Raw genomic sequence first — 26,682 nt, forward strand, 5'->3', positions numbered from 1 at the left:
TATAAAATAAATAAAATAATGTTCTATAAATCATTATATTTAAAATAATCAAAAGTAGCTTTTTCTTTTCTTTGATTAGAGTCAATTACAAAAATACCACAAAACGTTCCTGTAAATTCTCCATATTGACTATATTCATCACTATATTTATAAGTTTCAAAATCAATTTCAATATCTTTGTATTCTTCTTCACCAATTTCTTTATAGCAAAAGTTAATATACTTTGAATTTAAGGTCGCTTTTAATTCTAATTTATTATTATTCCTTAATTTTGTTTTAAATCTTTCAATTCTTTTATTATTATCAAATTGAACTATTTCTAAAATTAATTGATTATCTTCAATTGTCTTTTGAAGTGATAAATAATTCATATTATCATAATAAATTGCAATACCTGCAATATGTTGAAAAACTTTAGGATTAAAATCTAATAAAGTTGAAAACTCACAATTTAGTGAGGTTAGTCTTTTTGCAATTAAACTAACTCTATCTATTGAGCTGAGAGATTGTTGACCTCTAATAACAGCTTGTTTATTATCATTAACTGTTAACCAAGATTTTTTATCAATTCTTAACGAGATTAAATATTCAGGCCATGGCTCAAATAATGACTTACCATTTTCACTTTCAAATAATACTTCTTTTAATCCACTTTCTATAACTTCATCTTTTGCTAAGTTAGATTCATCATCCATAACTAACCAGTTATCATCAGTCCACTTCATTTTTTGAATAGCCGTTTCTCTTCCTAATGTGCAACAAGCATGTGGTAAAATTGGTCTTCCACATAAATGGCAAAGATAGACTTCTCCATTTTGTGTTTCACATATACTTCCGTGACCTGATTTTTGTAAATGAGTTCCGTTTTCAACAAACTTTTCAGGTTTAAGAAATCCTGGTACATTTCTATCATTAAAATCTTCTAGGTGAGAGGTTACAATAGGTGAATTGTTTTTACTTTCATAAGGCCCCCAAATGTTTTTTGATCTTGAAAGAGTAACACTGTGCCCATAACCTGTTCCACCTTCTGCTTGCATCAAATAGTAATATCCATTTCTTTTATATATTCTAGGAGCTTCAATACAACCTCTATCAGTTGCACCTGATGAAATAGTTTTAGCATATCCAATAACTCTTTTATTTATAATATCTAATTCTTGTAATACTATTGTCCCAGGATCTTCATGATTAGTTCTAAACTCCCATTCTAGCGAAGTAACATAATATTTACCATCATCATCTATAAATAGAGAAGGGTCAAAACCAATTGAATGAATATATACAGGTTTAGACCATGGTCCCATTATACTGTTAGACTCAACATAAAAATTATCTAAATCTTTATATCCACAATTGGAATTAGCCATTCTAGTAAATGTAACCATAAATTTATTTCTAAATTTATCATAAATTATATCAGGAGCCCAAACTCCTTTTGCTGATTCTAATTGTCTTAAATCAATATCTTCTTCGTTCTTTATTACATGAGTTAAAAGATGCCAGTTTTTTAAGTCTTTTGAATGGTAAATAGCAATTGCAGGAAACCATTCAAAAGTACTTGTAGCAATATAATAGTCATCATCTACTCTAATAATACATGGATCAGGATTAAAGCCTGGTAATATTGGGTTCTTAATCATTATTTTTCCTTAAGTTATATTAAATCCGTTTTTGTTAAATACATGAGATACAAAATGTCCACTATCTTTAATTATTCTATTTTGATTGTTTTCATAATCGCAAAAAACTATTCCAAATCTTTTTGTATATCCATATGCCCATTCAAAGTTGTCTAAGAAAGACCAAACGAAATATCCTTTTATATTGACTCCATCTTTCATTGCTTGGTGTGCAGCAGCAAAGTGCCTTCTTATGTATTCTACTCTGTAGCTATCATGAACGCAGCCATCTTCTCCTATTGAATCATTTCCACAAGTACCATTTTCTGTTATATATATTTCTATGTCTCCATATTTTTCTCTAACACCCATAAGAACATTGTAAAAAGCTTCTGGATTAACTTCCCAGCTATCAATTCCAGCTCTTTTAATCATTGGCTTAAATACACATTTTGCATTAATGTGATTATCATTTTTATCAAATGCAATTACATGTCTTGTGTAGTAGTTTATACCTAAGAAGTCACCTTTGTTTTTGCATATATAGTCCATTTCTTTTTGTGTATAATCACACATAACATTTTCTACTTTTCCATCTTGAGTTGGATGATTTCTGTAATATTTTTCTAAATCTTTAGGATAACTAGCCTTAAATAATGGATCCATATACCAAGCATTATATGCTTCATCCCACCTTTTAGCTGCTATTATATCTTCTTCTCGTTTAGAGGAACTCTCAATTTGTTCTAAATTATTTACTAAACCAATCCTTAAATTCTTATAATGTTTGTGACAATATTCTACTGTTTTAGCATGAGCTAATAACATGTTATGTGAAACTTCAAGAGCAATTTTTAAATCTTTAATTCCAGGAGCGATTAATCCGATTAAGTTTCCATTGAAAGCATAAACCCAAGGCTCATTAAATGTCATCCAATTCTTAACATATGGGCTTAATTCTTTTAATAAAACTTTTGCATAATCAAAGAAATAATCGATAATTTTCTTATTAGCAAAACCTCCTTCTTTTTGAAGTTCTAAAGGTAAATCCCAATGAAAAAGTGTAATATATGGGGTAATATCTCTTTTTAGCATTTCTATTACTAGCGTTTTATAAAAATCTATTCCTTTTTGATTTAAACTATCAATTTTTCCATTAGGAAAGATTCTAGCCCAAGCAATACTAAATCTGTAGTTTTTTATACCTAACGATTTCATTAAATCAAGATCACTTTCCCATTTGTGATAATGGTCACATGCAATATCACCTGTAGTTTTATCTTCTATATTTTTTGGATCATGAGTAAATTCATCCCAAATTGATAAACCTTTATTATCTTCAAAAGCAGCTCCCTCAATTTGATAAGAGGAAGTGCTAACTCCAAAAGCAAAATCTTTTGGAAATTGTAAAAATTCTTTGTACATGATAATTATCCTTTTACAGCGCCAGCTGTTACACCAGCCATTATTTTACTACTAAATGCAAAATATAATACAAGAGGAGGTAGGGCGACTAATACCATACAAGCAAATTGTACCGCGTAATTTGAAGAATATTGGCCGTCAAAAAGTATTAATGAGAAAGGTAAAGTCCTCTTTGCTTCTGTAGAAAGATAAGTGTTAGCCATAATATATTCATTCCAGTGATTTAAAAAAGTTTGAATTGCAACAGTTGAAAACCCAGTTACTGCCATAGGTGCAATTATTCTTGATAAAATAGTATAGTATGAAGCTCCTTCAATAAAAGCAGATTCTTCCATTGATTTTGGTATACCCGCTAATAATCCACTAAAGATTATAGTATTAAAACTCATACTAAAAGCTATATAACAAATAATAATTCCTAAGTGTGTATCTAATAAATGGATTTTATTAAACCAAATAAAATTAGGTAAAAGTGTAGTATGGATTGGAACTGTTAATCCAGCAATCACTATAGTCCAAATAACTGGTTTTAATTTCCACTCCATTCTTGAACAAGCATAAGAAAGCATAAATGGTAAAATTGTTCCAAGTGTAACTGATGGAATAATAATTTTTAAAGTATTTGTTAAATATTGTAATATTTTCCCATCTATAAATGCTGTTTTATAATTTATCCATTGTGGATCATTAGGAAAACTTAGTAATTCTGGGCCAAATAAATCTCCACTTGTTTTAATTGAGTATGAAAAAGCCCAAACTAAAGGAAAAATTTGTAATAAGGCTATTAAAATTAGAAGAATCATTAAGATTGTTTTTCTAGCCATTTTTTTTCTTTTTTCAAGATTATTTTTTTTAATATAATATTCATTATTCATTTGACTTTTCCTCTATAAATAGTCTGTTCTTTTTTCAAAAAACTTTTGAATTAATATTGTTAATACAAACGCTAAAATAACAAAGATGACTGAAATAGCATTTCCATAACCATATTCTGAATATTTAAAGGCTCTTTGATATAAATAAAGTGCAATAAATTGAGTTGTATCTCCAGGTCCACCTGCAGTTGATAAATAAATCATTTCCATTTGTTTTAATGAAGATGTAACGTCAATAATGATTATTGATTGAACAATTGGCATAATATATGGAATAATTACTCTAGAATATAAAGTTAATTTGTTTGCTCCATCTATTTGAGCAGCTTCTTTTAGTTCTTCAGGAACTGTAACAATTCCACTATAATAAAAGAGAAGAGCCCAACCAAATCCTTGCCAAACTATAATCCAAATAACTGATCCTAAAGCAGTAGAGGTGTCTCCAATCCAGGCATGTTGTAAATTTTCAAGTCCGATACTTGCTAATAATTTATTTAATAATCCATATGAAGGATTAAAAATATTTACCCATAGTTTTGTAACAACGACTAAAGAAAGTGTTGCCGGTATAAAATAAATTGTTCTTAAGACATTGGATAATTTTTGTTTTAATGAAGTTAAATACATTGCTAAAATGAAAGCAAAAGTATTTTGAAAAACAACAGTTACGAAAATTAAAACAAATACATTTCTTATTGATTTAAAAAATATTGGATCTTTCAATAATCTTAGATAATTATCAAATCCAATAGGTTTCATTTTTCCAAAACCTGTCCATTTTACAAAGCTAAGTCCAAAAGATATTATAATTGGTGTAGCTATTGCTAATAGCATAATTAATATTCCAGGAAGGACTAAAAAAGTTATTACTTTTTTATCTTTAAATTTTGATTGCATGGTACTTTCCAAGTTAAATTAATTAACTCGCTTGTTTTTCAAGCGAGCTAATAGAATCGATAACGATTAACGTTCGTCGTATGCTCTTTGTGCTGAGGCGTCTAAAGTTGAAGTAAATTCTTCACTATCAATCATTAATGAACATAATTGTCTCATTAATTCTTGATGATCTTCTTTAAATACGTTATCTAATCTGTCTAATCCTGGTGTACCACTCATTGTTTTTGAGTTTCCAACAATTTCTAATAATTTTTTAGCAACTGGTGTATCATTTTCTGATGATTCAACTACTACTGGAGGGAAAGCTGCTTGTAAATCCCAAGCAAGTTGTCCAAATTTTTCTGCTAATAATTCTGTAAATTCTAGTGCTAATTCAGTGTTGTCGCTATTTGAGCTAACAATAAAGTTACCACCGTACCAACCTAGTGTGTCTTGAGCTGTACCTTTACCACCTTCTACAGTTGGGAAAGCCATTACATCTAGATTACTTCTAAAGTTTTCACTAAAGTTAGTATCATTATATAGTCCCATTTCCCAAGAACCCATCATGTACATTGCTGCTCTTTCTTGTCCAAAAGCATTCTTTGCATCACCGTAGTCGCTTGTTGTTAAATTTTCTTGGAAAACTCCTGCTTTAATTAGTTCTTGGATGTAATCTGCTGCTTGAACAAAAGATTCATCAGTATATTTCATTTCTCTTTCTTGTGCTTTTGCAACATATGAGAAATCACCATTGATTCTTTGTGCAATGTTATCAAATAATTCACATAGAGGCCAACCATCTTTTCCATCTGTTACCATTGGAATGATTCCCATTTCATTAAATACAGATGCATCTTCCATGATTTCATCCCAAGTGGTTGGAATGTCTAAACCTGCTTTTTCGAATAATGATTTGTTATAGTAGATTACCCAGAAGTCAGAACTTGTTGGAATACCATATAATTTACCATCAACCATATTACCTTCTAAAGCTCCTGGTAAGAATTCATATTGTGAGAATGTATTATAATCCAATTCTTGTACCATATCAGCTTCAACTAAAGGATGTAAAAGTGTTGAGAATGACCAATAAGTTAAAACATCAGGAAGTTGGTTAGCTGTTGCATAAATTCTAACTTTTTCTTGCCATGGTTGGTCGTTATAACTTTCGTTTTCAAACTTAACATTAGCATGTGTATCTTCAAATTCGTTGATTAATGTTTGGTAAACTAAACCCATGCCATTATTTTTATCAGGAAGACTGTCTCCCATTTTTATTGTTATTGTTTCATCTGTATCTTTTTCAGATGAACCTTGAGCGAAAATGCCTGTTAAACATAGCATCATTGATAATAAAACTAATAATTTTTTCATTATTTAGAACTCCTTTTTTTTTATAGTCTTATTTTTTCATGGCATTTTAGACTCGTAAATGATGAAAAATATCATTTAATGACAAAAAATGTTATAATAATTATTTTTTTTGATATTGTTTTGGGGTTATTCCACAGTACTTTTTAAATGTTCTAAAAAACGTTTCAGAATTTGAGAACCCAACTTCTTCAGCAATTTCATATGTTTTTAAATCTGAAGTAGATAATAATTTTTGAGCTTCTTTTATTCTAATCTTAGAAATATATTCAACTATTGTTTCGTTAGTTTCTTTTGAAAAACCTCTTGAAAGATGATTTTTTGAAACATTAACTTCCTTAGCAATTTTAGAAAGGTTTAAGTTGGAATCTTTATAATTCTCTTGAATATATTTACGACTTAAATATATTAATCTACTACTTGAATGAGCTTTATTGTATATTTCTTTTATTTCTTTTTTAAATTGCTCTTCATTAGTTATTTTTGTACTAATCTGGTAATCAAAGCTAACATTTATATAATTCCATAGATTAGATCCAATTCGATTTATAACATTTTGAATAGAATCTTTTTTTTCAATCAGTAGTGCAAAATGTTTGTAATTATTGAATAGATAGTTTTTAGTTTCTTCTTCAATTATATTAATTATTTCTTTTTTATTATCTATTTTTTTAAAATGATTTATTTTTAGAAAAATAAGATAAAATGGATAATTTATATCAAAATTACATTCATGAAAAGTTATATTGGAAGAATTAGTATTATCTATACATGATAAAAAATAATTTGTTCGGTTTTTGAATATAATGTTATTATTAGATTTATTTATATCTGTTTTTTGAGATATTTCAAGGGATGTTAATATTTTAACAAGTTTATTTTCATCTAATTCACTTTTTAATATATAATCATAAGCACCGTTATGAAAGGCTGATCTAACATAGCTAAAATTACTGTATGAACTTAAGAAAATAGTATTTATAATTATATTATTAGCAAGTAGTTTTTCACAAAGGTCTATGCCATTTAATATAGGCATATCAACATCACATAAAATGATATCTATTTCATCTTTATGATGAGTTATATAATTATATGCTTCTTCTCCATTTGAGCATGCCATTAAAATTTCAAAACCATAACTTTCCCAATTAATTAAGCTTTTGAGTGTTACTATTACTAAAGGTTCATCGTCTACTAATAATATTTTTTTCATTTTATTCCTTTTTTTTGGTTATTTTATAATTTAATGGTATTTCTATGATTTGTAAAAAGAAAGATGCTTTATTTTCTTCTTTTTCTCTACTTATAATCTTCATCTTTGCTTCGTTTTTATATAGTAAATCAAGTCGTCTTTTTACGTTTCTTAATCCTATGTGGTTAAATCCCTTTGAATGCTCATTTTTCTGATTTAGAACTTGTTTTATCCTATTTTTATTAGCACCGATTCCATTATCGAATATTTTAATAATTAATTTACTGTTTTTTTGCTTAATTATTAATTTAATTCTACCATCAATTTCCTTAGTTCTAAGTCCATGTAATATTGAGTTTTCAATTAATGGTTGAAGTAACATAGAAGGTATAGAATAATCTAATATTGTATTTTCAATTTCTTTTTCAAATTTAAAAGAGTTTCCATATCTTACTTGCATTATGTAGATATAAGATTCTATATTTTTTAATTCATGTTCAACTGTGGAAAATGAACTAGTACCATTTAAATTATCTTCCATGATTACCATTAATGAGGTGCTCATTCTTTTAATTGCATCGTTTTTAGCAATCATAGCCATCATTCTAATGGAATTTAATGTATTACACATAAAATGTGGGTTAATTTGAAATCTTAATGCCTCTATTTCTCTCATTAATGTTTCTCTATGAGCCTTTTCTATTTGTTTATGTAATATTTCTAATTCGTTAACCATTGAATAGAAACTGTTGCTTAATGAATCAATTTCGTAAAAATGGTTAATAGTTTTTTCTATTGTATAATTACCTTTTCCAACTTTACTCATATCATTAATTAAATTGTTGATAGGTCTAGTAATTAATAATAAAAATATTATGTTATAAATAAAATATAGTAAAAACAAAATTCCTAGTAATATATATATTATTGAAAAAACTTTATCTACATTCTTTGTAATTTCTTTTGGATCTACGATATTTATAATAGTCCAAGGTGTATTATATATTTCTTGTTGAATAATAATTTGATTATTAACATATAATTGTTCATTATATTTTTCATTTATTTTTTCGGTATCGTTAGATGCTAAGATTTCTTTGTCTTTATTTATTAAATATATTACATTTCCATTCTGTAAATTTTTATTGTTGTAAAATTGCTTAATCGAACTTAATGGAGCAATTGTTATTTCAGCTGTATAGGAAGTCTCATATCCCCATGAAGCTGGAGGGTAGGTTACTATTGCAGCTGAAAATGGGTATTCGTTTCCAAAATTATAAAAAAGATTATCTACAATTTGGGTTTTATCGAGGGATGGATCTGTGTTAACTAATAAATTTAATAAACTATCATAATCGGCATCAATACATGCTGAATTTCTGCTCAAATGATATTTATTGGAGTCTTCAAATAATAAATATATTTCTCCTGAAAAGTTATTACTGACTAAATAGTTTTCTAGTAATTTATCTAAGTTAGTATGACTTTGGTAATTTTCACTTCTGTTGATTGCTTTACTAAAAGAAACTCCTTCATTTATTATTTTTTCATTATGGACTATAGAAGAAGACATTATTGAAATAGTTTTTATTTCACTTTCTATATTATATACAATTTGGTCTAGGGCTTGTTTTTGTATTTCGGTATTTTGGCTAATCATTTCATTTCTTATTATTGAAGAAAGAAGAATAAATAGTATAAATGTTGGAATTAAAACAAAAAGTAAAAAAGAGTATATGGTAGTTGTAAATAGTTTAGGTTTTTTGGTTTTTATAAGCATGAATATATTGTTATTCAAGAAAAGAGAAAAAGCAACATTATTTTTTTTAGTTATATTTTGGTGAAAGAAAATGTTATTTTATATTAAATCTATATAAAAAAAATAAATTAAAATTGAAAAAAAGTTAATCTTAGGATAATATTTGAAATATAGAAGTAAAAAGTTGTTGACGTTTTCATACTATTTCGTTATTCTTCTCAAAGCGTCAACAAAAAAAATCATCTATTTAAGAGGTATGAAATGGCAACACCTAAATATAAAACTTCAAAATCTAAAGCTGCATCAAGAAAGGCTGCGAATATGAAGCTTAAGGCACCTACATTGACAGTATGTCCAACATGTAGTGCTAAAATCCTTCCACATCGCGTTTGCCCAAAATGTGGTTTCTATCGTGGTGAAATGATAGTAGATACTAGCGATAAGTAAGAGACATAGGAGCTAAATCATGGATAACAAGACTTTTGATCAAGTTAAGCAATTAATTGCAGAAAAAATGGAAGTAGAACCATCTAAAGTAACATTAGATGCTTCTTTTAGAAAAGATCTAGGAGCTGACAGTCTAGACACTTACGAATTAATTTATGCTATAGAAGAAGAAATGGGAATTACTATTCCTGATGAAAAAGCTAATGAATTCGAAACTGTTAAAGATGCTGTTGAGTATCTAGATTCTCAGCTAGACTAAGGACTGTTTATCGATGACAGAAGCTAAAGTCGGAGTAGCTCCCTCAATTTCTCCTAGGAGAAAAAGGGAGCTTTTATATTTTTTGGATAAGTTGGGAGTAACTGTTAATGATTTAAATTTATTAAATCTTGCATTTACTCATAGATCATTTGCTCACGAATGCCCTATTGTAACAGATAATAATGAAAGATTAGAATTTTTAGGCGATTCAATTTTAGGTTTGTCTGTTAGTAATTGGCTATTTGTGAACTTGCCAGCTAAACATGAAGGCGATTTTTCTAGAATAAAAAGTGCTGTTGTTAGCGAAGATTCTCTATTTCAAGTAGCTCAAAAACTTGGAGTAGGTAATGTCGTTTTAGTTGGTAAAGGGGAAGGTCATTCTGGTGGCAGAAAAAAGAAAGCCATCCTATCTGACTGTATGGAAGCAATTTTTGGTTGTGTCTATCTAGATCAAGGATTTGAAGTTGCAAAAAATTTAATAGAATCTTTAATGGTTCCTCAAATATATGCATTTTTAGATCATAAAATAGTTAGAGATTATAAAACAGCTATACAAGAATATTGCCAAAAATCATGGAAAAAAGTTCCAATATATATTCTTGAAAAAACAGAAGGCCCTGACCATTGTAGAGTATTTTACGTTAGTGTAAATTTGAATGGGCAAATATTCGGGCCTGCAACTGGTAAAAATAAGAAAACAGCTCAGCAAGCTGCAGCTAAAATTGCTTATGAACAATTAATTGAAAAAGAAGATTAGTATATGCTTTTATAATAACTTAAAGCAATTTCTAATAATTTATCCCTCTTATTCAAATTTGGATCATCTAATACTGTATTTAGTAGATAATTCAATATTTTTGAAAATAGAGGGCCTTTTTTTATTCCTAATGAAATCAAATCATTACCATTTATTGCTAAATCTTTAATACTTAATGCTTCATCGTTTTTAATTATTATAGCTATTCTATCTTCTAATTCACTAATACTATTCCAATTTGCTTTATTGTAAATTGCCTTTTGATCACACATTCGAAGCATAAAGAGTTCATTTATATTATCATATCCAACTCTATTTATAAATCTTTTTACAGCACCATCACTCCATGTATAAATATAATTGAACATATGATTTTTTACTAAATTGCTAACTTTATCAATTCTATTGTTAGAAGCTTTTAGACGAGATAGTACATCTTTAGTTATTTTAGATCCAATGAGTTCATGGTTATAAAAAGAGTATGACACTTTAGTGTACATAGACATGCGTTTAGAATCGATTTGTTGTGTTTCTGCTTTTCCAATATCATGGAAAAGCGCTGCAAGTCTTACATCTAAAGGATAGTTTAAATCTGCAGAAGCTTGAACACATAATAGTGTATGTGTATATGCATCAAATTTATGATATCCACCTTGCTCTAGGCCTTTTAATTTCAATAATTCAGGTAATATGTAAATTAATATATCACTTTCTTCAAGTAAGTTTATGCCTTTTATAGGAGATTTGCCCTTTAGTAATTTAAATAATTCATCTTTAATTCTCTCATGACTAACGTTTATTATTTTTTTACTTTTTTCTTTCATTGCAATTTTAGTTTCATTATCAACTTCAAAATCTAGTTTTGATGCAAATCTGCAAGCTCTCATTATTCTAAGACCATCTTCTTCAAAACGTTGTTGGGGAATCCCAATTGCCTTGATTCTTTTGTTTTTTAAATCATCTAGTCCCTTATGATTGTCTATTATTATTCCACTAATAGCATCAGCGGCTAATGCATTTATTGTAAAGTCTCTTCTCTTTAAATCTTCTTCAAGGCTTCTTATAAATTTTACTTTATCAGGTCTCCTTCCATCTTTGTAATCAAATTCATTTCTAAAAGTTGTAACTTCAAAGTTGTTCCCTTTGAATAGAACTGTGACTGTTCCATGTTTTATTCCTGTTGGAATTGTTGTTCGAAAAAGAGAAATAACCTCTTCCGGAGTAGCATCTGTTGCAAAATCATAATCTTCATTTTTTATGTTTAGAATATAATCTCGAACAGCTCCTCCAACTATATATAATTTATACCCATTATCGTTAAATATGGTTGCAAATTCTTTTATTGTTTTATTTATTGGAAAATGTTTCATAAGCTAAAACTAACCTTCCTTTTAATCTACGTCAAGCTGATTAATTATGTAGTTATATTGGTTGTCATTATTTTAAATTTACTTTAGAATAGCATAAAATAAGTTTTCATTTCTAGGAGTTGAAATGTTTAATCCAATAGATACAAAAATAGACTTTCCGAAAGTAGAAGAAGAAGTACTTTCATTTTGGGAAAAGGAAGATGTTTTCACAAAATCCATCGAACAAAGACCTGAAGATAATCAGTATGTATTTTATGATGGTCCTCCTTTTGCAACAGGCTTACCACACTTTGGACATTTAGTTCCAGGTACAATAAAAGATGTAATTCCAAGATATCATTCGATGAAAGGCCAAAGAGTTCTTAGAACTTTTGGTTGGGACTGTCATGGTCTTCCAGTAGAATATGAAATGGAAAAAAATCTAGGTATTAGTGGGCACAGTGCCATTGAAGAATATGGTGTTGCTAAATTTAATGAAGATTGTCGTTCTATCGTATTACGTTTTACAAGCCAATGGAAAAAAACAATTACTAGAATGGGTAGATGGGTTGATTTTGATAATGGTTATAGAACCATGGATAAAGATTATATGGAATCAATCTGGTGGGTATTTAAATCACTATATGATAAAGGATTAATATATCAAGGTTATAATATTTTACCATATAGCCCAAAATTAGCATGTCCATTATCTAACTTTGAAGTAAATTTAGGTGGTTATAGAGATGTTGTTGATCAAGCAATAACTGTAAGGTTCTTGATGGATGGCACAACTGATACTTATTTCTTAGCCTGGACTACAACACCTTGGACACTTCCATCAAACTTAGCTTTAGCTTTAGGACCAGATATTGATTATGTAAAAGTTAAAGATGGTGATGAATATTATATTTTAGGTAAAGATAGACTTTCTCATTATTATAAAAATGAAGAAGATTATGAAGTAGTTGAAGAATATAAAGGATCTGATTTAGAAGGTCTAAGATATACTCCATTATTCCCATATTTTGCAGAGCTTAAAGAACAGGGTGCTTTTACAACGGTTTTAGGTGACTATGTTACTACTGAAGATGGTTGTGGTATTGTTCACACTGCAAGTGGTTTTGGTGAAGATGACTATCAAGTATTAAAAGGAACTGGTATTCCTGTTGTTTGTCCTATTAATGATGAATGTGAATTCACCGAAGAAGTTGCAGATTTCCAAGGTAGATTTGTAAAAGATACAGATAAAGATATTATTAAATGGTTAAAAGAAAGAGGTTTATTAGTTAAGAGAGAAAATTATCTCCACTCATATCCTTTCTGTTATAGAACAGATATGCCATTGATTTATAGAGCTATGACTTGTTGGTTTGTTAATGTTCAAAAAATTAAAGAAACAATGTTAGCAAGCAATGAAAAAATTACATGGGTTCCTTCTCACTTAAAACATGGTCGTTTTGGTAAATGGTTAGAAGGTGCTAGAGACTGGGCTATATCTAGAAATAGATTCTGGGGTAATCCTATTCCAGTTTGGAAATGTGATAATTCTGACTATATTGAAGTTATTGGTTCTGTTGCAGAACTTGAAGAAAAAAGTGGAGTAAAAGTTGAAGATTTACATAAACATTATGTTGATGATTTGACATGGCCAAGCCCAGATGGTAAAGGAACAATGAGACGTATTTCAGATGTTCTTGACTGTTGGTTTGAATCAGGTTCAATGCCTTATGCTCAACATCACTATCCATTTGAAAATAAAGAACATGTTGATAATAATTTCCCAGCTGATTTTATTTGTGAAGGTTTAGACCAAACAAGAGGTTGGTTCTATACATTAACAATTATCGCTTCTGGTTTATTTGAATCTCCTGCATTCTTAAATTGTATTACAAATGGAATTGTTCTTACTAAAGAAGGTAAGAAGATGAGTAAGAGAGATAAAAACTATACTGATCCAAATGAAGTAATTGATAAGTATGGCGCTGATGCTTTACGTTTTGCTTTAATGAATAGTGCTGTTGTAAAAGCTGATGATCTAAAATTCAGTGAAGATGGTGTTAAAGATCAAATTAAGACTTTCTTATTACCAATTTACAATGCTTATTCCTTCTTTATTACTTATGCTAATATTGATAAATATGAACCATCTTCAACACCTTTTGAAAAATTAGAAAATCCATTAGATAAATGGATTATCTCAACAACTCAAGGTTTAATTAAAGATGTAACAGAAGCTCTTGATTCATATGATATACAAAAAGCTTGTGGTATTTTAGTAAGCTTTATTGATGACTTAAATAACTGGTATATTAGAAGAAGCAGAAGAAGATTCTGGAGAAGTGAAAATGATGGCGATAAAAAAATGGCTTATGATACATTATACTATGTATTAACTACAGTTGTTAAAATTGCTGCACCAGTAATTCCATTCTTAACAGAATCAATTTATGGTAATTTAAGAACTAAAGAAATGCCTATTTCTGTTCATCTTTGTGATTTCCCAGAATACGATGAAACTCAACGTGATTTAGCTTTAGAAAAACAAATGAGTTTAACAATGAAAGCAATTAATATGGGAAGAAGCTTAAGAAGTGCTCATAGTTTAAAAACTCGTCAACCATTATCTAAAGTTTATTTAGTAGATAGAAGCGAAGAAGATAGACAAATTTTATCATCAATGACAGATATTGTTGCAGAAGAATTAAATGTTAAAGAAGTCCTTATCCAAAGTGATGAATCTTCATTAGTTGAATATAGTGCAAAAGCTAACTTTAAAGTATTAGGTAAACAATTAGGTCCTAAGATGAAAGAAGTAGCTTCATTAATTATGAAATTCTCTTCAAATGAAATTGCTTCAATTCTTGATGGAAATGATAAAGAAGTTGAATATTCAGATGGAACTATTGTATTAAAAGCTGATGATATAATGATTCAAAGAAGTGAAAAAGCTAATCTTAAAGTTGTTAATGAAAATGAGTTAACAATTGGTTTCGATACTGAGTTAACTGAAGAGTTAATTAATGAAGGTATTGCAAGAGATATAGTTAGAGCAATTCAAACTTTAAGAAAAGATAAAGACTTCGATGTAAGTGATCATATATCTATTAGTTATGAAGGTGATTCTTCTATAGATGCAGTTTTCGAACAATATAAAGAATATATTTTAAATGAAACACTTTGTGATAAATTAGCAAAAGTTAATTTAGAATTAGATTCTATAGATGTTGGAAATAATACTATAAAAATAGATATTTCTAAACTATAACAAGGATTTAGGATTTATGAAAAAGATAAAATTATATAGTTTCTTATATGTTGTAATTTTTACATTAATGAGTTGTAGTACTACCGATTTTCTAAGTCCTGAATCTCAAATCGTACCCCTTCAAAGCTTAGCAGATGAAGGGGATACTATTATATTAATAGATGCTGTAAAAGAAGAAGAACTAGTTGAATCGCTTTTAGGTGAAGAAATTGGTTCTAGGGCTAAAGAAATTACAATACAAATAATACCAACTTCGGATGAATATCCTATTAAATCATTTGATTACAATGCTGTAGTTGAAGGTGATTTTCCTTTTTTTACAACTAACTTTACTTTAAATCATTTTACAGACTATGAAAAAATACTTGAAGATTCTAAATCATATTATAAAGCAGGTGATACTGAAATAGGAGTTATGCATAAAAATATGATTGGTGCTAGTAGTACGTCATATATTGATTTATTGAATACTGTTGATAGTAAAATTGAAAAAGTAGACTCGACAACTGCAATTGAAATGTATAATTCAAATTTTGCTTTATATAGTAGTAATCCTATTACTCTTTTTGATTTTGGAATAGGATTAACAAAAACAATGATTTCTCATTTTGATTCCTTATTATTATTAATTGATGAAGGGGACAGTGAAAGCATGTTACTAACTGCAAAATTTGATGTAGATACAGAAAACAATGCTAAAACTTTAGATAGAATGATAAAAGCCGGTTATACAGCTACACTAAAAAAAGCTGGGGAAAAACTTGATTTTGCATCTCTTAAATTAATGTTTGTTAGAGATGGAAATATTGTTAATATAATAAATATGCCTTTATCTGATGAACAAATGGATTTATTAAAAAGTACTATTAGTGCTAGCAACGTAGGAATTTAATATGGCTAGATATAATTTTTATTGTAAAAATTGTAATTATAAATTTGAAATAGAACAATCGATTAAGGATGAATTACCTGTCGATTGCCCAAAATGTCATGCAAAAAACTCTTTATCTCAAAATTACAGTTCAACTGCAGTTTTGTATAAAGGAACAGGGTTTTATTGTACAGATAGTAAAAAATAAAAAAAATAATTGGAGATATAGAATGGACACTTATGAAGTTGCTTTAGCTAAAAGCAAAAAAATTGAAAAAGATATACATGAAAATCCAAAAAAACATAAAGTGTTAACAGGGGATAGACCTACAGGGAGATTACATTTAGGTCATTATTTTGGTACTTTGCAAAATAGAGTTAGATTAGCAAATCTAGGTGTTCCTACATATATTTTAATTGCAGATTATCAAGTATTAACTGATCATGATGCATATAATGAAATATCACAAAATACGAAGCAATTAGCAATTGATTATTTAGCTATTGGATTAGACCCTGCCAAAGATGTTGTTATTTTCCCTCACAGCTATGTACCAGAATTAAATCAATTAATGTTACCTTTTTTAACATTAGTTTCTAATTCTGAATTGAGTAGAAATCCAACTGTAAAAGAAGAAATAAGTGCTGCAGGAATAAAAAAAGTTAATGCCGGAATGTATACTTATCCAATACATCAAGCTTGTGATATTCTATTTTGCAAAGGCGATGTAGTTCCTGTTGGAAAAGATCAATTACCTCATTTAGAAATGACAAGATTAATCGCAAGAAGATTTAATGATAAATATGCAAAGAAAAATCCTATTTTCCCTGAACCTCAAGCTTTATTAAGTAAAACTCCTCATGTTGCAGGTTTAGATGGTGATCAAAAGATGAGTAAAAGTAGAAATAATGCAATTTTCTTATCGTCTACCGAAGATGAAACTGCAAAACTTATTAAGAAAGCAAAAACTGATTCTGAGAGATTTATTACTTATGATCCAGAAAATAGAGTAGAAGTAGCTAATTTATTATCACTTATTTCTCTTTGTACTAATGAAGATCCTAACGATATTGCACAAAGGATTGGAAATGGTGGAGGTGGAATGTTAAAGAAAACTTTAACTGAAGCTGTAAATGAATATTTTAGACCAATTAGAGCAAGAAGAGCAAAACTTGAAAAGGATCCTGAATATATTAGAAAAGTTTTGTTAGATGGAGTTGATAAAGCTAGAAATGAAGCTCAACAAACTTTAAAAGAAGTTAGAGAAGCTATGAATATGGTTATTTAATTAATGTTAATTTTCGCTTGGGAAATATAATTCTTCCCAAGCTTTTTTATTATATAGATAAAATAAAATAGAATATTCATCATTATTTTCATAAAGTAAATTTAATGCTTTTATAGCAGATTCATTATATTCTTCATCTTCAATTAAAATAATAGAATTTTTATATAAATTCGATACAATAATGCTATTGTTAATATCGAAATTTGATATCAATATTTCATTAAAGTTATATCGTTGTTCATAGAGATAGGGATATATTTCGAATATAGTATTATAAGTATTAATTAAATTAGATATATCGTCTAATTTTAAATATATTTCACATTTTAATTCATAAGCTTTTAGATTATTAGGAAACTTTTTAATAATCAAATTTGTATTATATAAAGATTCTTGGTATGACTTTTTATCAAATAAAATTATAGCTTTATTATATAAAGCTTTTTGATTTGATGAATCTATATCTAAAATTTGATCATAATAATTAATTGATTGAGAATAATCATTCTCAGATGCACTAAGATTGGCATCATATAAGAGTTTTTCAATTTTATAGGAATCAGAATTTAAGCTATTACAAGAGACAAGAGTTATACTTAATACAGTAATATAAATAAATATTAAATACCATTGTCTCTTGTATTTCATTATTATTTTCCTAAAACTGTTTCTTCAATTTCACGTACTTGGTCTCTATATAGATTTGTTATATTTGCACCATAGTCAGCAATTAATTGTATCATATTTCTAGGTTTCTCACCATCTTCACCATTTAATCTGTCTCCTGCATCTCCAAGACCTGGAAGAATATATGCATTTTCATTAAGTACTGGATCCATCCATAAAGTGTGAACTTCAACATCAGGAATAGCTCTACAAATTCTAACAGCACCTTTAAATGCACTTACAACATTGATGAATTTTATTGATTTAGGTTTAATTCCTTCATCTTTTAAATATCTAACGATAGTAACTAAAGATCCACCGGTAGCATTCATAGGGTCAGCAAAAATTAAATCTTTTCCATTTAATTCTTCAAGATTAAAGAAACTCTTATCTAAATCAAGAATATAATCCATATTACTTTCTTTTTTAGTTTCATCTCTTTTGATTTTAAATAAAGCAAAAGGTGTAATAAAATCATTAGAACTATAATCTTGGATTTCTTTACTCATAATCATTGAAGGTAATAGCGCACCTCTTAACATAACACACATAACAGAATTTTCTACAGTTGGGTCAATATTAGGAATTTTATGTGCTGCGAAGTTTCTTACTGGGATTGTAACAGGTGTTTCAGTAATTAATGACCTTTTGTTTGGAAGAGCTGCATCGCAATATACATGTGCAAACATCATTTCATATGCTCTTTGAATATAATACAAGAACTCTTCATGGCTAGTATCAGGTTGTCTTAATTTTGCAATTAAGCGAGATGCTTGTCCGTGTTGTTCTTTTGGTGTTTCAAATGAATATACATGAATATTAGGTTCTTTAGAGCAAAACTCTTTTAAATAGGCACCAATTTGAGAAGCAGAAGTTACAAGATTTGATTTTGCTGTTGTAATTTCTGATTCGTCCGTTGATTGATCAATAATTGCACAGTTTTCTAATGAAGTTTCGTACATCTTTCGTACATTTTCAATTGCATTTTTATCCTCATCTAAAAGAAAACCATCTAAGTCAGTTGCGTGTAAAACGATTTTGTTCATAACTACTCCTGAAAATTTATATTACTCTATAGACCCAAAATTTACAACCTTGATTGAATAAATTAAAGCTAAAGAAAAATAAAAATATTTTTTTATTGATATCATGAAAGTTCTTTGCTAAATATATTGCTTCAATTCTCTTTTTTTAATAAATTACTTATAGATGATAAAATTAATTTAAGAAGGAGAAAAGAGTTTATACTCTTAAAACGTATTATGAATTTAGTTTTTTTAGGCCCTCCTGGTGCTGGTAAAGGTACAATTGCAGCTATTGCAAAAGATGATTTTAAAATTCCTCATATTTCTACTGGCGATTTATTTAGATATAATATCAAAAATGAAACAGAATTAGGAAAAGAGGTTAAAGCTATTTTGGCTAGTGGTGAATTAGTTCCTGATAGTGTAACAATTAAAATGGTTGAAGACCGTTTTACTAATGATGATGCTCAAAATGGTTTCATTTTAGATGGTTTTCCAAGAACTATTGCTCAAGCTGATTCTTTAAGTGAAATGAAAAAAATTGATGCTGTTATAAATTTTGTGTTAGACAGAGATACAATAATTAAGAGATTATCTGGTAGAAGAATGTGTAAAAGCACAGGCAAAATTTATCATGTAATTTATAATCCTCCTAAAGTTGAAGGAATTGATGATGAAACAGGTGAAGCATTAATTCAAAGAGATGATGATAAAGAGGATGCAATCTTAAACCGTTTAGAAGTTTATCAAGCTCAAACAGAACCTCTTATAAATTATTATAGAGAAAAAGGATTATTGATTGATATTGATTCAAATCAAGCTCCTGAAAAAGTTTTAGCTGATGTAAAAGCTGCATTAAATAAATAATATTTAATTAATAAAAACCAGTTCTAACGAACTGGTTTTATATAATTTATTCTTTCCTAATAGCGTGGTGATTAGCTTTTACTCGATACATTTTAGCGTCAACAGTTTCCATAAATTCTTTAGGAGTTTGAAGTGCTTTTCTCTCTCCAATAGCCCAACTTGTTGAACTATAATAATTATTTTTGACTGGAATTTTTTCTAAATTTTTAAGCACATCTGATGAATAATCAAGTGCTTCTTTTTCATTGTAGCCTATATAAAAAATTTGAAATTCATCCCCTCCAGTTCTACCAGCAAAGACCTTATCATTATTAAGTTTTAATAATTCTTTTGAAATATTTTTAATTAATTTATCACCTTCAAAATGTCCAAAAGTGTCATTGACATATTTCATTTTATCAATATCCATGCATAGTAAAGATACAGGTAATATATTATCTCTTGAAATTTCCATTGCTTTATTGTACATAAAACCATGAGAATAAAGTCCACTAAAGCTTTCTATGGTAGCTAAATGATTCATTTGTGTAATTAGTTGAGATAGTTTTAAATTCTTATTTTCTGTTTTAACGTAACTGTCTCCTATATTTTGAAATAATTCCACAATATATTTTTTATCATCAATTAAAATAGGGAATACTTTTGCTAAATATAATTCACCGTTTATTTGTTCGAGTTTTCTTTTTGTAGAAGATGTAATAAGAGCGTTAGTAGATACACAGTAATCACAACTTCTTCCTGAACCCCAAATTTCATAGCATTTATAATTATTATATTTTTTTAATATATTACTTTCATCAAAGTAGAATACTTCTTTTGTTAAAGGGTTAACTATCCTATAGTAATCAAATTCTAAATAGTCCTCAACATTAAAGTCTGAATAATTTACTATGCCTTTAATGTCTTTTTTATTATTAATTTTAATTAAATGTTCCATATAATTTATTTTATCATTAATTGTTTTAATCAACAATAAAAAAGGTAAAATATACAATTATTAAATATAAATAGTATAAAAATTATATATTTTTTTATCTTTTATACTTCTTATTATATAATAACAATATCTTTTTTATATAAGTTAAATCAGTTTTACTTGTTAATTGCCAAGCCCAATTGAATGGTCCACAAGTAGAGGGAGTATTCATTCTAGCTTTATCGTCAAGTTCTAAAAGATCTTGAAGTTGTACGATTACAGTATTAGCTTTGCTTTTATATAAAGTTTCAATCATTTGTAAAGAAATTGTTTCTTCTTTAAAATTAAATAATTCTTTTAAATCATTTTTATGTTTTTCTGATAAACTTTTATACCAACCCAATATTGTTTGGTTATCATGAGTTCCTGGATATGCAATAAAGTTTTTCCCATAATTTTCTGGGAAATCCATGTTAGAGAAAATAAAATTATCACTATCATCCCATTCATATCCAAATATTCCGATTTTCATTCCAGGGAATCCATTATTTTCTCTTAATATTTCAACCTCTTTAGTCATATATCCAAGATCTTCAGCAATTATTGGAAGTTCTCCAAGTTGTTCCTTTATTTTATCAAATAAATTTTGACCAGGTCCTTTTATCCATTTTCCATATCTTGCTGTTTTATGATTTATAGGTATTTCCCAATAAGATTCAAGGCCTCGAAAATGATCTATTCTAATTACGTCAAATAATCGCAATTGATGTTTTATACGTTTGATCCACCAATCGTAATTAGTCTTTTTTAAATAATCCCAATCATATACTGGATTACCCCATAATTGTCCATCGGCAGTAAATCCGTCGGGTGGACAACCTGAAACTTTATTATAATGGTTGTTTTCATCGGTCTTTAACATAGATAGATTTGCCCATGAATCAACACTATCACCTGCAACAAAAATTGGTAAATCACCAATTATTTTAACGTTTTTTCCATTGGCATAACTTTTTAATTTAAACCATTGTTTAAAAAATAAATATTGTAATACTTTATATCTATCTATTTCTACACATAATTTGGTTTTAATTTTATCTATTGCAGCAGGTTTTCTTTTTGCTAAATCTTCATCCCAAATGCTATACCATCTAGCATCATAGTAATAATCAACTAATGCCATAAAGATGGCATAGTCATTTAGAAAGAAAGAATTTTCAATTATAAATTTATTATAATTATTTTCTTCTTTGTTTAACTTTAAGAAATTATCTGCAGCTTTAAAAAGAAGAGGTCTTTTAACTTTATCTATAAAGTTAAAATCTATATTTCCTTCATTAACTGATTTAAATATTTTTTTGTCTTCTGTATTTAAATACCCATCTTCAATTAATGAATCAATACTAATTAAATTTTCGTTTCCAGCGAAAGTTGATCTAAGAGAATAGGGGGAATTACCATATCCTGTAGGTCCTATTGGTAGTAATTGCCAAAAACCAACATTTGATTCATTTAAAAAATCAATAAATTGATATGCTTCTTTTCCTAAATCTCCAATACCGTATTTACTTGGTAAAGATGTTAAGTGTAGAAGAATTCCGTTATTTCTCTTATTAAAGTCCATATGTTTATCCTAAATTAATTTTTTTAAAGAATCTCTGATAATTAATTTATGTGGAAGAATTTTATGAATATTATTTACTTCTTCTCCATCAATTAATTTAAATAATGTTTCTGCTGCTAATTGGCCTTTTTCAATAGAAGCTTGCATAATAGTAGTTAAATTTGGAGTAATTAGTTTTGAGATTTCAATATTGTCAAAGCCTACAATTGAAAAATCATTAGGTAAATCGTATGAGTTTTGGTTAAAATAGGTTATACAACCTATTGCAATAACATCACTCATACATACAATACATGTTGAATCTAATCTATCATTGATAATATTTTGAGCAACTCTTTTCCCAGACTCAATATTACATTCTTCATCATATATTGTAATTGATGAAGATTTTAGTGATAGACCATATTCCCCTAAGGCTTTATCAAACCCTTCTAATCTCATTTTTGTTGTACTAGCATATTTAGATGATTTATCAAAATCATTTTCTCTTAATCTAACTATTGCAATTTTTCTATGTCCAAATTCCAAAACTTTTTTCATTAATTCATAAGAAGCCTTTTTATCATCAATATTAATTGATGGCATATTTTCTCCAGGATGCCCATCAATAGTAACTAAAGGTATTTGAATTCTTTTTAAGGACTCAACTAGTTCCATTTCTACATTTATACCTATAGCAATAAGCCCATCAACTGATACTTTAAATACTGCATCATTCATGCTTCCATTAGAAGGTGGGATTAATGTTAGTGTAAAATCTTTTTTACTACAAATATTTCCTATACCTTGTATTACTTGTGTAATATATGGATTGCTAAGTGTTCCTTCAAAATTCTGAGGCAAAAGAAAACCTATGGTTTCTTTTTTCTTTAAACTAAAGTTTCTTCCAGCAGGATTAGGTATGTAATCTAATTCCTTAGCTTTTTCCATAATTAGATTATATGTTTCTTTTCCAATTCTTTCAGGATTATTAAACGCAAATGACACTGTAGTTTTTGAAACGTTACATGCTTTTGCTAAATCTATAATGGTAGTCCTCTTTTGTCTCATTTATTTTCCTCTAACAATAATATTAGCTTTAATATTAACCTTTAACAGCTCCGGCCACAACACCACTAATGATGAATTTTTGACAAATTAAGTAAAAAATTATTACTGGAATCATTGCAAGTACTAGCATGGCCATCATCGCGCCCATATCAACTGATCCATATCCTCCTCTAAGATACTGAATAGCAACGGGTATTGTCTTATAATCATTACCAATAGTTAAATAAGGTAGTAGATAATCATTCCATACCCACATTGTATTTAATATGGCAACTGTAATTGCTGTTGGTTTTAACATAGGTAGTACGATTTGGAAAAAAGTAACTACTGGAGTAGCCCCATCTATCATTGCAGCTTCTTCTAGAGCTATTGGTACGCTTTTAATAAAGCCAGAGAAAAGAAAAGTTGCTAAACCACAACCAAATCCAACATAAAGGATGATAATACCAATTGGATTATCTAAATGTAGTAAATTTGCTGTTTTACTCATTGTAAACATAACCATTTGAAAAGGTACAATCATGCTAAACATTAATAGTGAGAATGTAATAGATGTAAATTTGGTTTTTACTCTAGTTAAATACCAAGCTAACATACTAGTAATAAAAGTTATTGCTAAAACTGAAAATACTGTAATAAAAAGGGAATACCCAAATGCTCTAAAAAAGTGAATTTTATCTACACCTGTTTCATAGTTAGACATTCCTGCATACATATCTGTATTGAAAGGTATTGCAAAGGGTTTATCATTTATATAAAATTTAAGTTTAAATGAATTATAAAATACTATAAATATTGGAGCTAAAAAAGCAATTGTAAGTAATATTAATAGTACTGTTAGTATGATAGTTGAAGATTTTTTTTTACCTGCCATGCTCATGCTTCTACCTCTCTTTTTCTTGTGAAGTGCAATTGTGTAAGAGCTAATGTTGCAACAATAATTGTGAATACTACAGCTTTTGCTTGTCCCACCCCTTCAAAACCAACTCTTCCATAGAAAGTATTAAATATATTTAATGCTAACATTTCTGTTGTTTTTCCAGGTCCCCCATTAGTTAATGCTAAGTTTTGGTCAAATAGTTTAAATCCATTTGTTAATGTTAAGAAAGAACAAATCGTAATAGATGGCATTATTGAAGGGATTGTAATGTTAAATAGAGTAGTTCTTCTATTTGCACCATCGATTTGTGCAGCTTCAACTAATTCTTTTGGAATATTAATAATACCTGCTATATAAATAATCATCATATAACCAACATTTTGCCAATTCATTAAAATTACTAATCCCCAAAAACCATATTTAGGATCAGATACTAAAGTGACTTGATATTTTAGTAATACCCCATTTAGAATTACTTGCCAAATCCAGCCTAAAACAATTCCCCCAATTAAATTAGGCATAAAAAATATTGTTCTATAGATATTAGTGCCGGGTACATTTCTTGTTAGAAGCAAAGCTAGAGTAAATGCTATTAAGTTTATTGTAATGACACTTACTACAGTGAATTTTACAGTAAACCATAAAGCGTTAGTAAACTCTCCATTTAAGAAAACATATTTAAAGTTTTCAAGTCCTACCCAAGTAGCATTAGTAACATCAGTAAATTCGCAAAATGATAGAATTATTCCCATAATCATTGGAATAAAAAAAGCTATTGCAAAACAAATTAATCCGGGTAAAGCAAATAAAGCAAAATATTTTTTTAGAGCTTTTTGCATAAAAAATCCTTGTTATTTTCAATAATTATTAAGCTGCCTATTTCTAGACAGCTTACATTATAAATATCTAGTTATGAGCTAGTTTATATTCTGATGCCCAGTTAGTAACATAATTGTTAACTACAGTATTCCAAGACATTTGACCTTGTGCATATTGTAATAAATCTGCACCAAAGTTATTTTTGAATTCTTGTGAAGGAATAGCAGCAAATGCCCAAGGAACGCTAGATACGCCATCTTTATTCATCCATTTGATAACATCTTTAGCAAGTGGATCACTTGGCATTTCAGCTTCAGTAAATGTGTTAAATGGAGTAATAAATCCAAGTTTTTCTTGTACTAATTTTTTTCCAGTGTCTGATGCAAATAACCAATATAAGAATTCATCAGCATTAGCTTTTGCTTCATCACTAACATTATTATTGATACATAGATAGTTTTCAGTTCCAACACATAGTCCTTGGCTTTCTTCACCTTCTAAACCCATGTATAAAGGAATAAATTTAATATCATCAGCATCTACTTTATTACCACTAACACCTAGAATTTGACCAGCACCCCAGTTACCATTTTGAACCATTGCACATTGACCTAGAGCAAATTCAGCCATTGAATCATCAACACTCTTAGCACCAATTAATGTTTTTGCTACTGTTGAATTATCTAAGTATAAATCAAATAAAGCTTTATAATTATCACTATATTTAAAGTTTGAGTTGCTAGCAGCTAAACCAGCTTCAACAATACTATTATAACCATCCATTTCAGCGAATTCAGCCCATAAAGGAACGTTTACTAAGTGAGTTTGCCATCTCCAGTCATTACCTGCACTCATAGAAGTTGATGCAAATACACCTTTAATTCCTAATTTGTCTTTATTAGCTTGCATATCTTCAACAACAGCTTTTAATGTATCAAAATTATTGATTTCATCCATACTTATTACACCAGTTTTGTTTGATGAAAGATTAAAATATTTTTCCATAATTGAATCATTATAAATAATGCCATAACCTTCAACTGCATAAGGAATAGCAGCAGGTTGATTATCAATTTGTAGTGCCATTGATTTGTCACCTAAAATTGAATAAAACTTAGTATCACTTAGTAACATAGCATTATCTTTATCAGCAGCTAAACCAATAGGACCATTAGTTTGGAATATTGCTGGCGGATTACTTTTTGCCATTTCACTTTTTAATGTTTGAGCGTAAGATCCAGAAGCTGCTGTTACTACCTTTAATTTGATTCCTGTTTCAGCTTCGAATGCTGGAGCAACTTCTTCAGTATAAATTTCAGCAACTTCAGGTTTGAAATTTAAAAAATATACTTCATCTGCTTTATCTTCACTTGCACCTTGTGCAAATAGAGAAGAACTTAAGACTAATAGAGTAGTTAATAGAACTAAACTTTTTTTCATTGATTTTCTCCTTTTTCAAAAATCTTTGATTC

Annotated in this window: 24 protein-coding genes; 8 read left to right on the forward strand and 16 right to left on the reverse strand. The window is 28.4% G+C overall.

Annotated features, from left to right (window positions below; genetic code table 11):
- Window positions 1-23: 23 nt before the first annotated feature.
- From ACPKM0_RS07345 to ACPKM0_RS07375, 7 genes are all read right to left on the reverse strand, one after another.
- Window positions 24-1,640, reverse strand: a complete 1,617-nt coding sequence (locus tag ACPKM0_RS07345) for a glycoside hydrolase family 43 protein (RefSeq protein WP_472474737.1) — start codon at window positions 1,638-1,640, stop codon at window positions 24-26.
- 9 nt (window positions 1,641-1,649) lie between these two features.
- Entirely contained in the window at window positions 1,650-3,044 is a 1,395-nt protein-coding gene (locus ACPKM0_RS07350) for a GH1 family beta-glucosidase (protein ID WP_472474738.1), read from the reverse strand.
- A 5-nt stretch (window positions 3,045-3,049) separates the two neighbouring features.
- A complete protein-coding gene (locus ACPKM0_RS07355; RefSeq protein WP_472474740.1) occupies window positions 3,050-3,919 on the reverse strand; it encodes a carbohydrate ABC transporter permease in 870 nt (289 codons plus the stop codon).
- A gap of 12 nt (window positions 3,920-3,931) precedes the next feature.
- Complete coding sequence (locus ACPKM0_RS07360) at window positions 3,932-4,816, reverse strand: carbohydrate ABC transporter permease (protein ID WP_472474742.1); 885 nt, start codon at window positions 4,814-4,816, stop codon at window positions 3,932-3,934.
- Window positions 4,817-4,882: 66 nt separating this feature from the next.
- Window positions 4,883-6,172 carry an ABC transporter substrate-binding protein gene (locus ACPKM0_RS07365; protein WP_472474744.1) on the reverse strand — a complete coding sequence of 430 codons (1,290 nt, stop codon included), beginning with the start codon at window positions 6,170-6,172 and terminating at the stop codon, window positions 4,883-4,885.
- Window positions 6,173-6,272: 100 nt separating this feature from the next.
- Window positions 6,273-7,385, reverse strand: a complete 1,113-nt coding sequence (locus ACPKM0_RS07370) for a response regulator transcription factor (protein ID WP_472474746.1) — start codon at window positions 7,383-7,385, stop codon at window positions 6,273-6,275.
- Window position 7,386: 1 nt separating this feature from the next.
- A complete protein-coding gene (locus tag ACPKM0_RS07375; protein ID WP_472474748.1) occupies window positions 7,387-9,144 on the reverse strand; it encodes a sensor histidine kinase in 1,758 nt (585 codons plus the stop codon).
- A gap of 240 nt (window positions 9,145-9,384) precedes the next feature.
- On the opposite strand from ACPKM0_RS07375, the gene rpmF reads away from it, so the two are divergent.
- From rpmF to rnc, 3 genes are read left to right on the forward strand one after another with little or no spacing between them, the layout of a single operon-like run.
- On the forward strand, window positions 9,385-9,570 hold the full coding sequence (gene rpmF, locus ACPKM0_RS07380) for a 50S ribosomal protein L32 (protein ID WP_464626747.1): 186 nt from the start codon (window positions 9,385-9,387) through the stop codon (window positions 9,568-9,570).
- Between the two features lie 19 nt (window positions 9,571-9,589).
- Window positions 9,590-9,829, forward strand: coding sequence for an acyl carrier protein (gene acpP, locus ACPKM0_RS07385; RefSeq protein WP_464626748.1), 240 nt, complete (start codon window positions 9,590-9,592; stop codon window positions 9,827-9,829).
- A gap of 13 nt (window positions 9,830-9,842) precedes the next feature.
- On the forward strand, window positions 9,843-10,586 hold the full coding sequence (rnc, locus tag ACPKM0_RS07390; protein ID WP_472474750.1) for a ribonuclease III: 744 nt from the start codon (window positions 9,843-9,845) through the stop codon (window positions 10,584-10,586).
- Here rnc and ACPKM0_RS07395 read toward each other — a convergent pair.
- Entirely contained in the window at window positions 10,583-11,956 is a 1,374-nt protein-coding gene (locus ACPKM0_RS07395; protein ID WP_472474752.1) for a CCA tRNA nucleotidyltransferase, read from the reverse strand. The two genes, rnc and ACPKM0_RS07395, sit on opposite strands and share 4 nt — an antisense overlap.
- A gap of 124 nt (window positions 11,957-12,080) precedes the next feature.
- Here ACPKM0_RS07395 and ileS point away from each other — a divergent pair, with 124 nt between their 5' ends.
- From ileS to trpS, 4 genes are read left to right on the forward strand one after another with little or no spacing between them, the layout of a single operon-like run.
- Complete coding sequence (gene ileS, locus ACPKM0_RS07400) at window positions 12,081-15,203, forward strand: isoleucine--tRNA ligase (RefSeq protein WP_472474754.1); 3,123 nt, start codon at window positions 12,081-12,083, stop codon at window positions 15,201-15,203.
- A gap of 16 nt (window positions 15,204-15,219) precedes the next feature.
- Window positions 15,220-16,095 (forward strand): hypothetical protein, encoded by an 876-nt coding sequence (locus ACPKM0_RS07405; protein ID WP_472474756.1) that lies wholly within the window; start codon window positions 15,220-15,222, stop codon window positions 16,093-16,095.
- A 1-nt stretch (window position 16,096) separates the two neighbouring features.
- The gene (locus ACPKM0_RS07410; RefSeq protein WP_472474757.1) at window positions 16,097-16,282 is read left to right on the forward strand and encodes an FmdB family zinc ribbon protein; all 186 of its coding nucleotides are present in this window, start codon (window positions 16,097-16,099) and stop codon (window positions 16,280-16,282) included.
- 22 nt (window positions 16,283-16,304) lie between these two features.
- On the forward strand, window positions 16,305-17,363 hold the full coding sequence (trpS, locus tag ACPKM0_RS07415) for a tryptophan--tRNA ligase (RefSeq protein ID WP_472474758.1): 1,059 nt from the start codon (window positions 16,305-16,307) through the stop codon (window positions 17,361-17,363).
- Window positions 17,364-17,369: 6 nt separating this feature from the next.
- Here trpS and ACPKM0_RS07420 read toward each other — a convergent pair whose 3' ends face one another.
- Window positions 17,370-18,011 (reverse strand): tetratricopeptide repeat protein, encoded by a 642-nt coding sequence (locus tag ACPKM0_RS07420; RefSeq protein WP_472474760.1) that lies wholly within the window; start codon window positions 18,009-18,011, stop codon window positions 17,370-17,372.
- A 2-nt stretch (window positions 18,012-18,013) separates the two neighbouring features.
- Window positions 18,014-19,075, reverse strand: a complete 1,062-nt coding sequence (locus ACPKM0_RS07425; RefSeq protein ID WP_472474762.1) for a uracil phosphoribosyltransferase — start codon at window positions 19,073-19,075, stop codon at window positions 18,014-18,016.
- A gap of 216 nt (window positions 19,076-19,291) precedes the next feature.
- Between ACPKM0_RS07425 and ACPKM0_RS07430 the strand changes: the two genes are divergently transcribed.
- Entirely contained in the window at window positions 19,292-19,921 is a 630-nt protein-coding gene (locus ACPKM0_RS07430; protein ID WP_472474764.1) for an adenylate kinase, read from the forward strand.
- Window positions 19,922-19,967: 46 nt separating this feature from the next.
- Here ACPKM0_RS07430 and ACPKM0_RS07435 read toward each other — a convergent pair whose 3' ends face one another.
- From ACPKM0_RS07435 to ACPKM0_RS07460, 6 genes are all read right to left on the reverse strand, one after another.
- Complete coding sequence (locus ACPKM0_RS07435) at window positions 19,968-20,858, reverse strand: GGDEF domain-containing protein (RefSeq protein ID WP_472474765.1); 891 nt, start codon at window positions 20,856-20,858, stop codon at window positions 19,968-19,970.
- A gap of 94 nt (window positions 20,859-20,952) precedes the next feature.
- A complete protein-coding gene (malQ, locus tag ACPKM0_RS07440; RefSeq protein ID WP_472474767.1) occupies window positions 20,953-22,461 on the reverse strand; it encodes a 4-alpha-glucanotransferase in 1,509 nt (502 codons plus the stop codon).
- A 9-nt stretch (window positions 22,462-22,470) separates the two neighbouring features.
- A complete protein-coding gene (locus ACPKM0_RS07445) occupies window positions 22,471-23,511 on the reverse strand; it encodes a LacI family DNA-binding transcriptional regulator (RefSeq protein WP_472474769.1) in 1,041 nt (346 codons plus the stop codon).
- A gap of 34 nt (window positions 23,512-23,545) precedes the next feature.
- Complete coding sequence (locus ACPKM0_RS07450) at window positions 23,546-24,385, reverse strand: carbohydrate ABC transporter permease (protein ID WP_472474770.1); 840 nt, start codon at window positions 24,383-24,385, stop codon at window positions 23,546-23,548.
- A 2-nt stretch (window positions 24,386-24,387) separates the two neighbouring features.
- Window positions 24,388-25,230, reverse strand: coding sequence for a carbohydrate ABC transporter permease (locus ACPKM0_RS07455; protein ID WP_472474772.1), 843 nt, complete (start codon window positions 25,228-25,230; stop codon window positions 24,388-24,390).
- Window positions 25,231-25,297: 67 nt separating this feature from the next.
- Entirely contained in the window at window positions 25,298-26,650 is a 1,353-nt protein-coding gene (locus ACPKM0_RS07460) for an ABC transporter substrate-binding protein (protein ID WP_472474774.1), read from the reverse strand.
- Window positions 26,651-26,682: the final 32 nt, after the last annotated feature.

Source organism: Pleomorphochaeta sp. (assembly GCF_050031695.1).
In the GTDB taxonomy this organism is placed as follows: domain Bacteria; phylum Spirochaetota; class Spirochaetia; order Sphaerochaetales; family Sphaerochaetaceae; genus Pleomorphochaeta.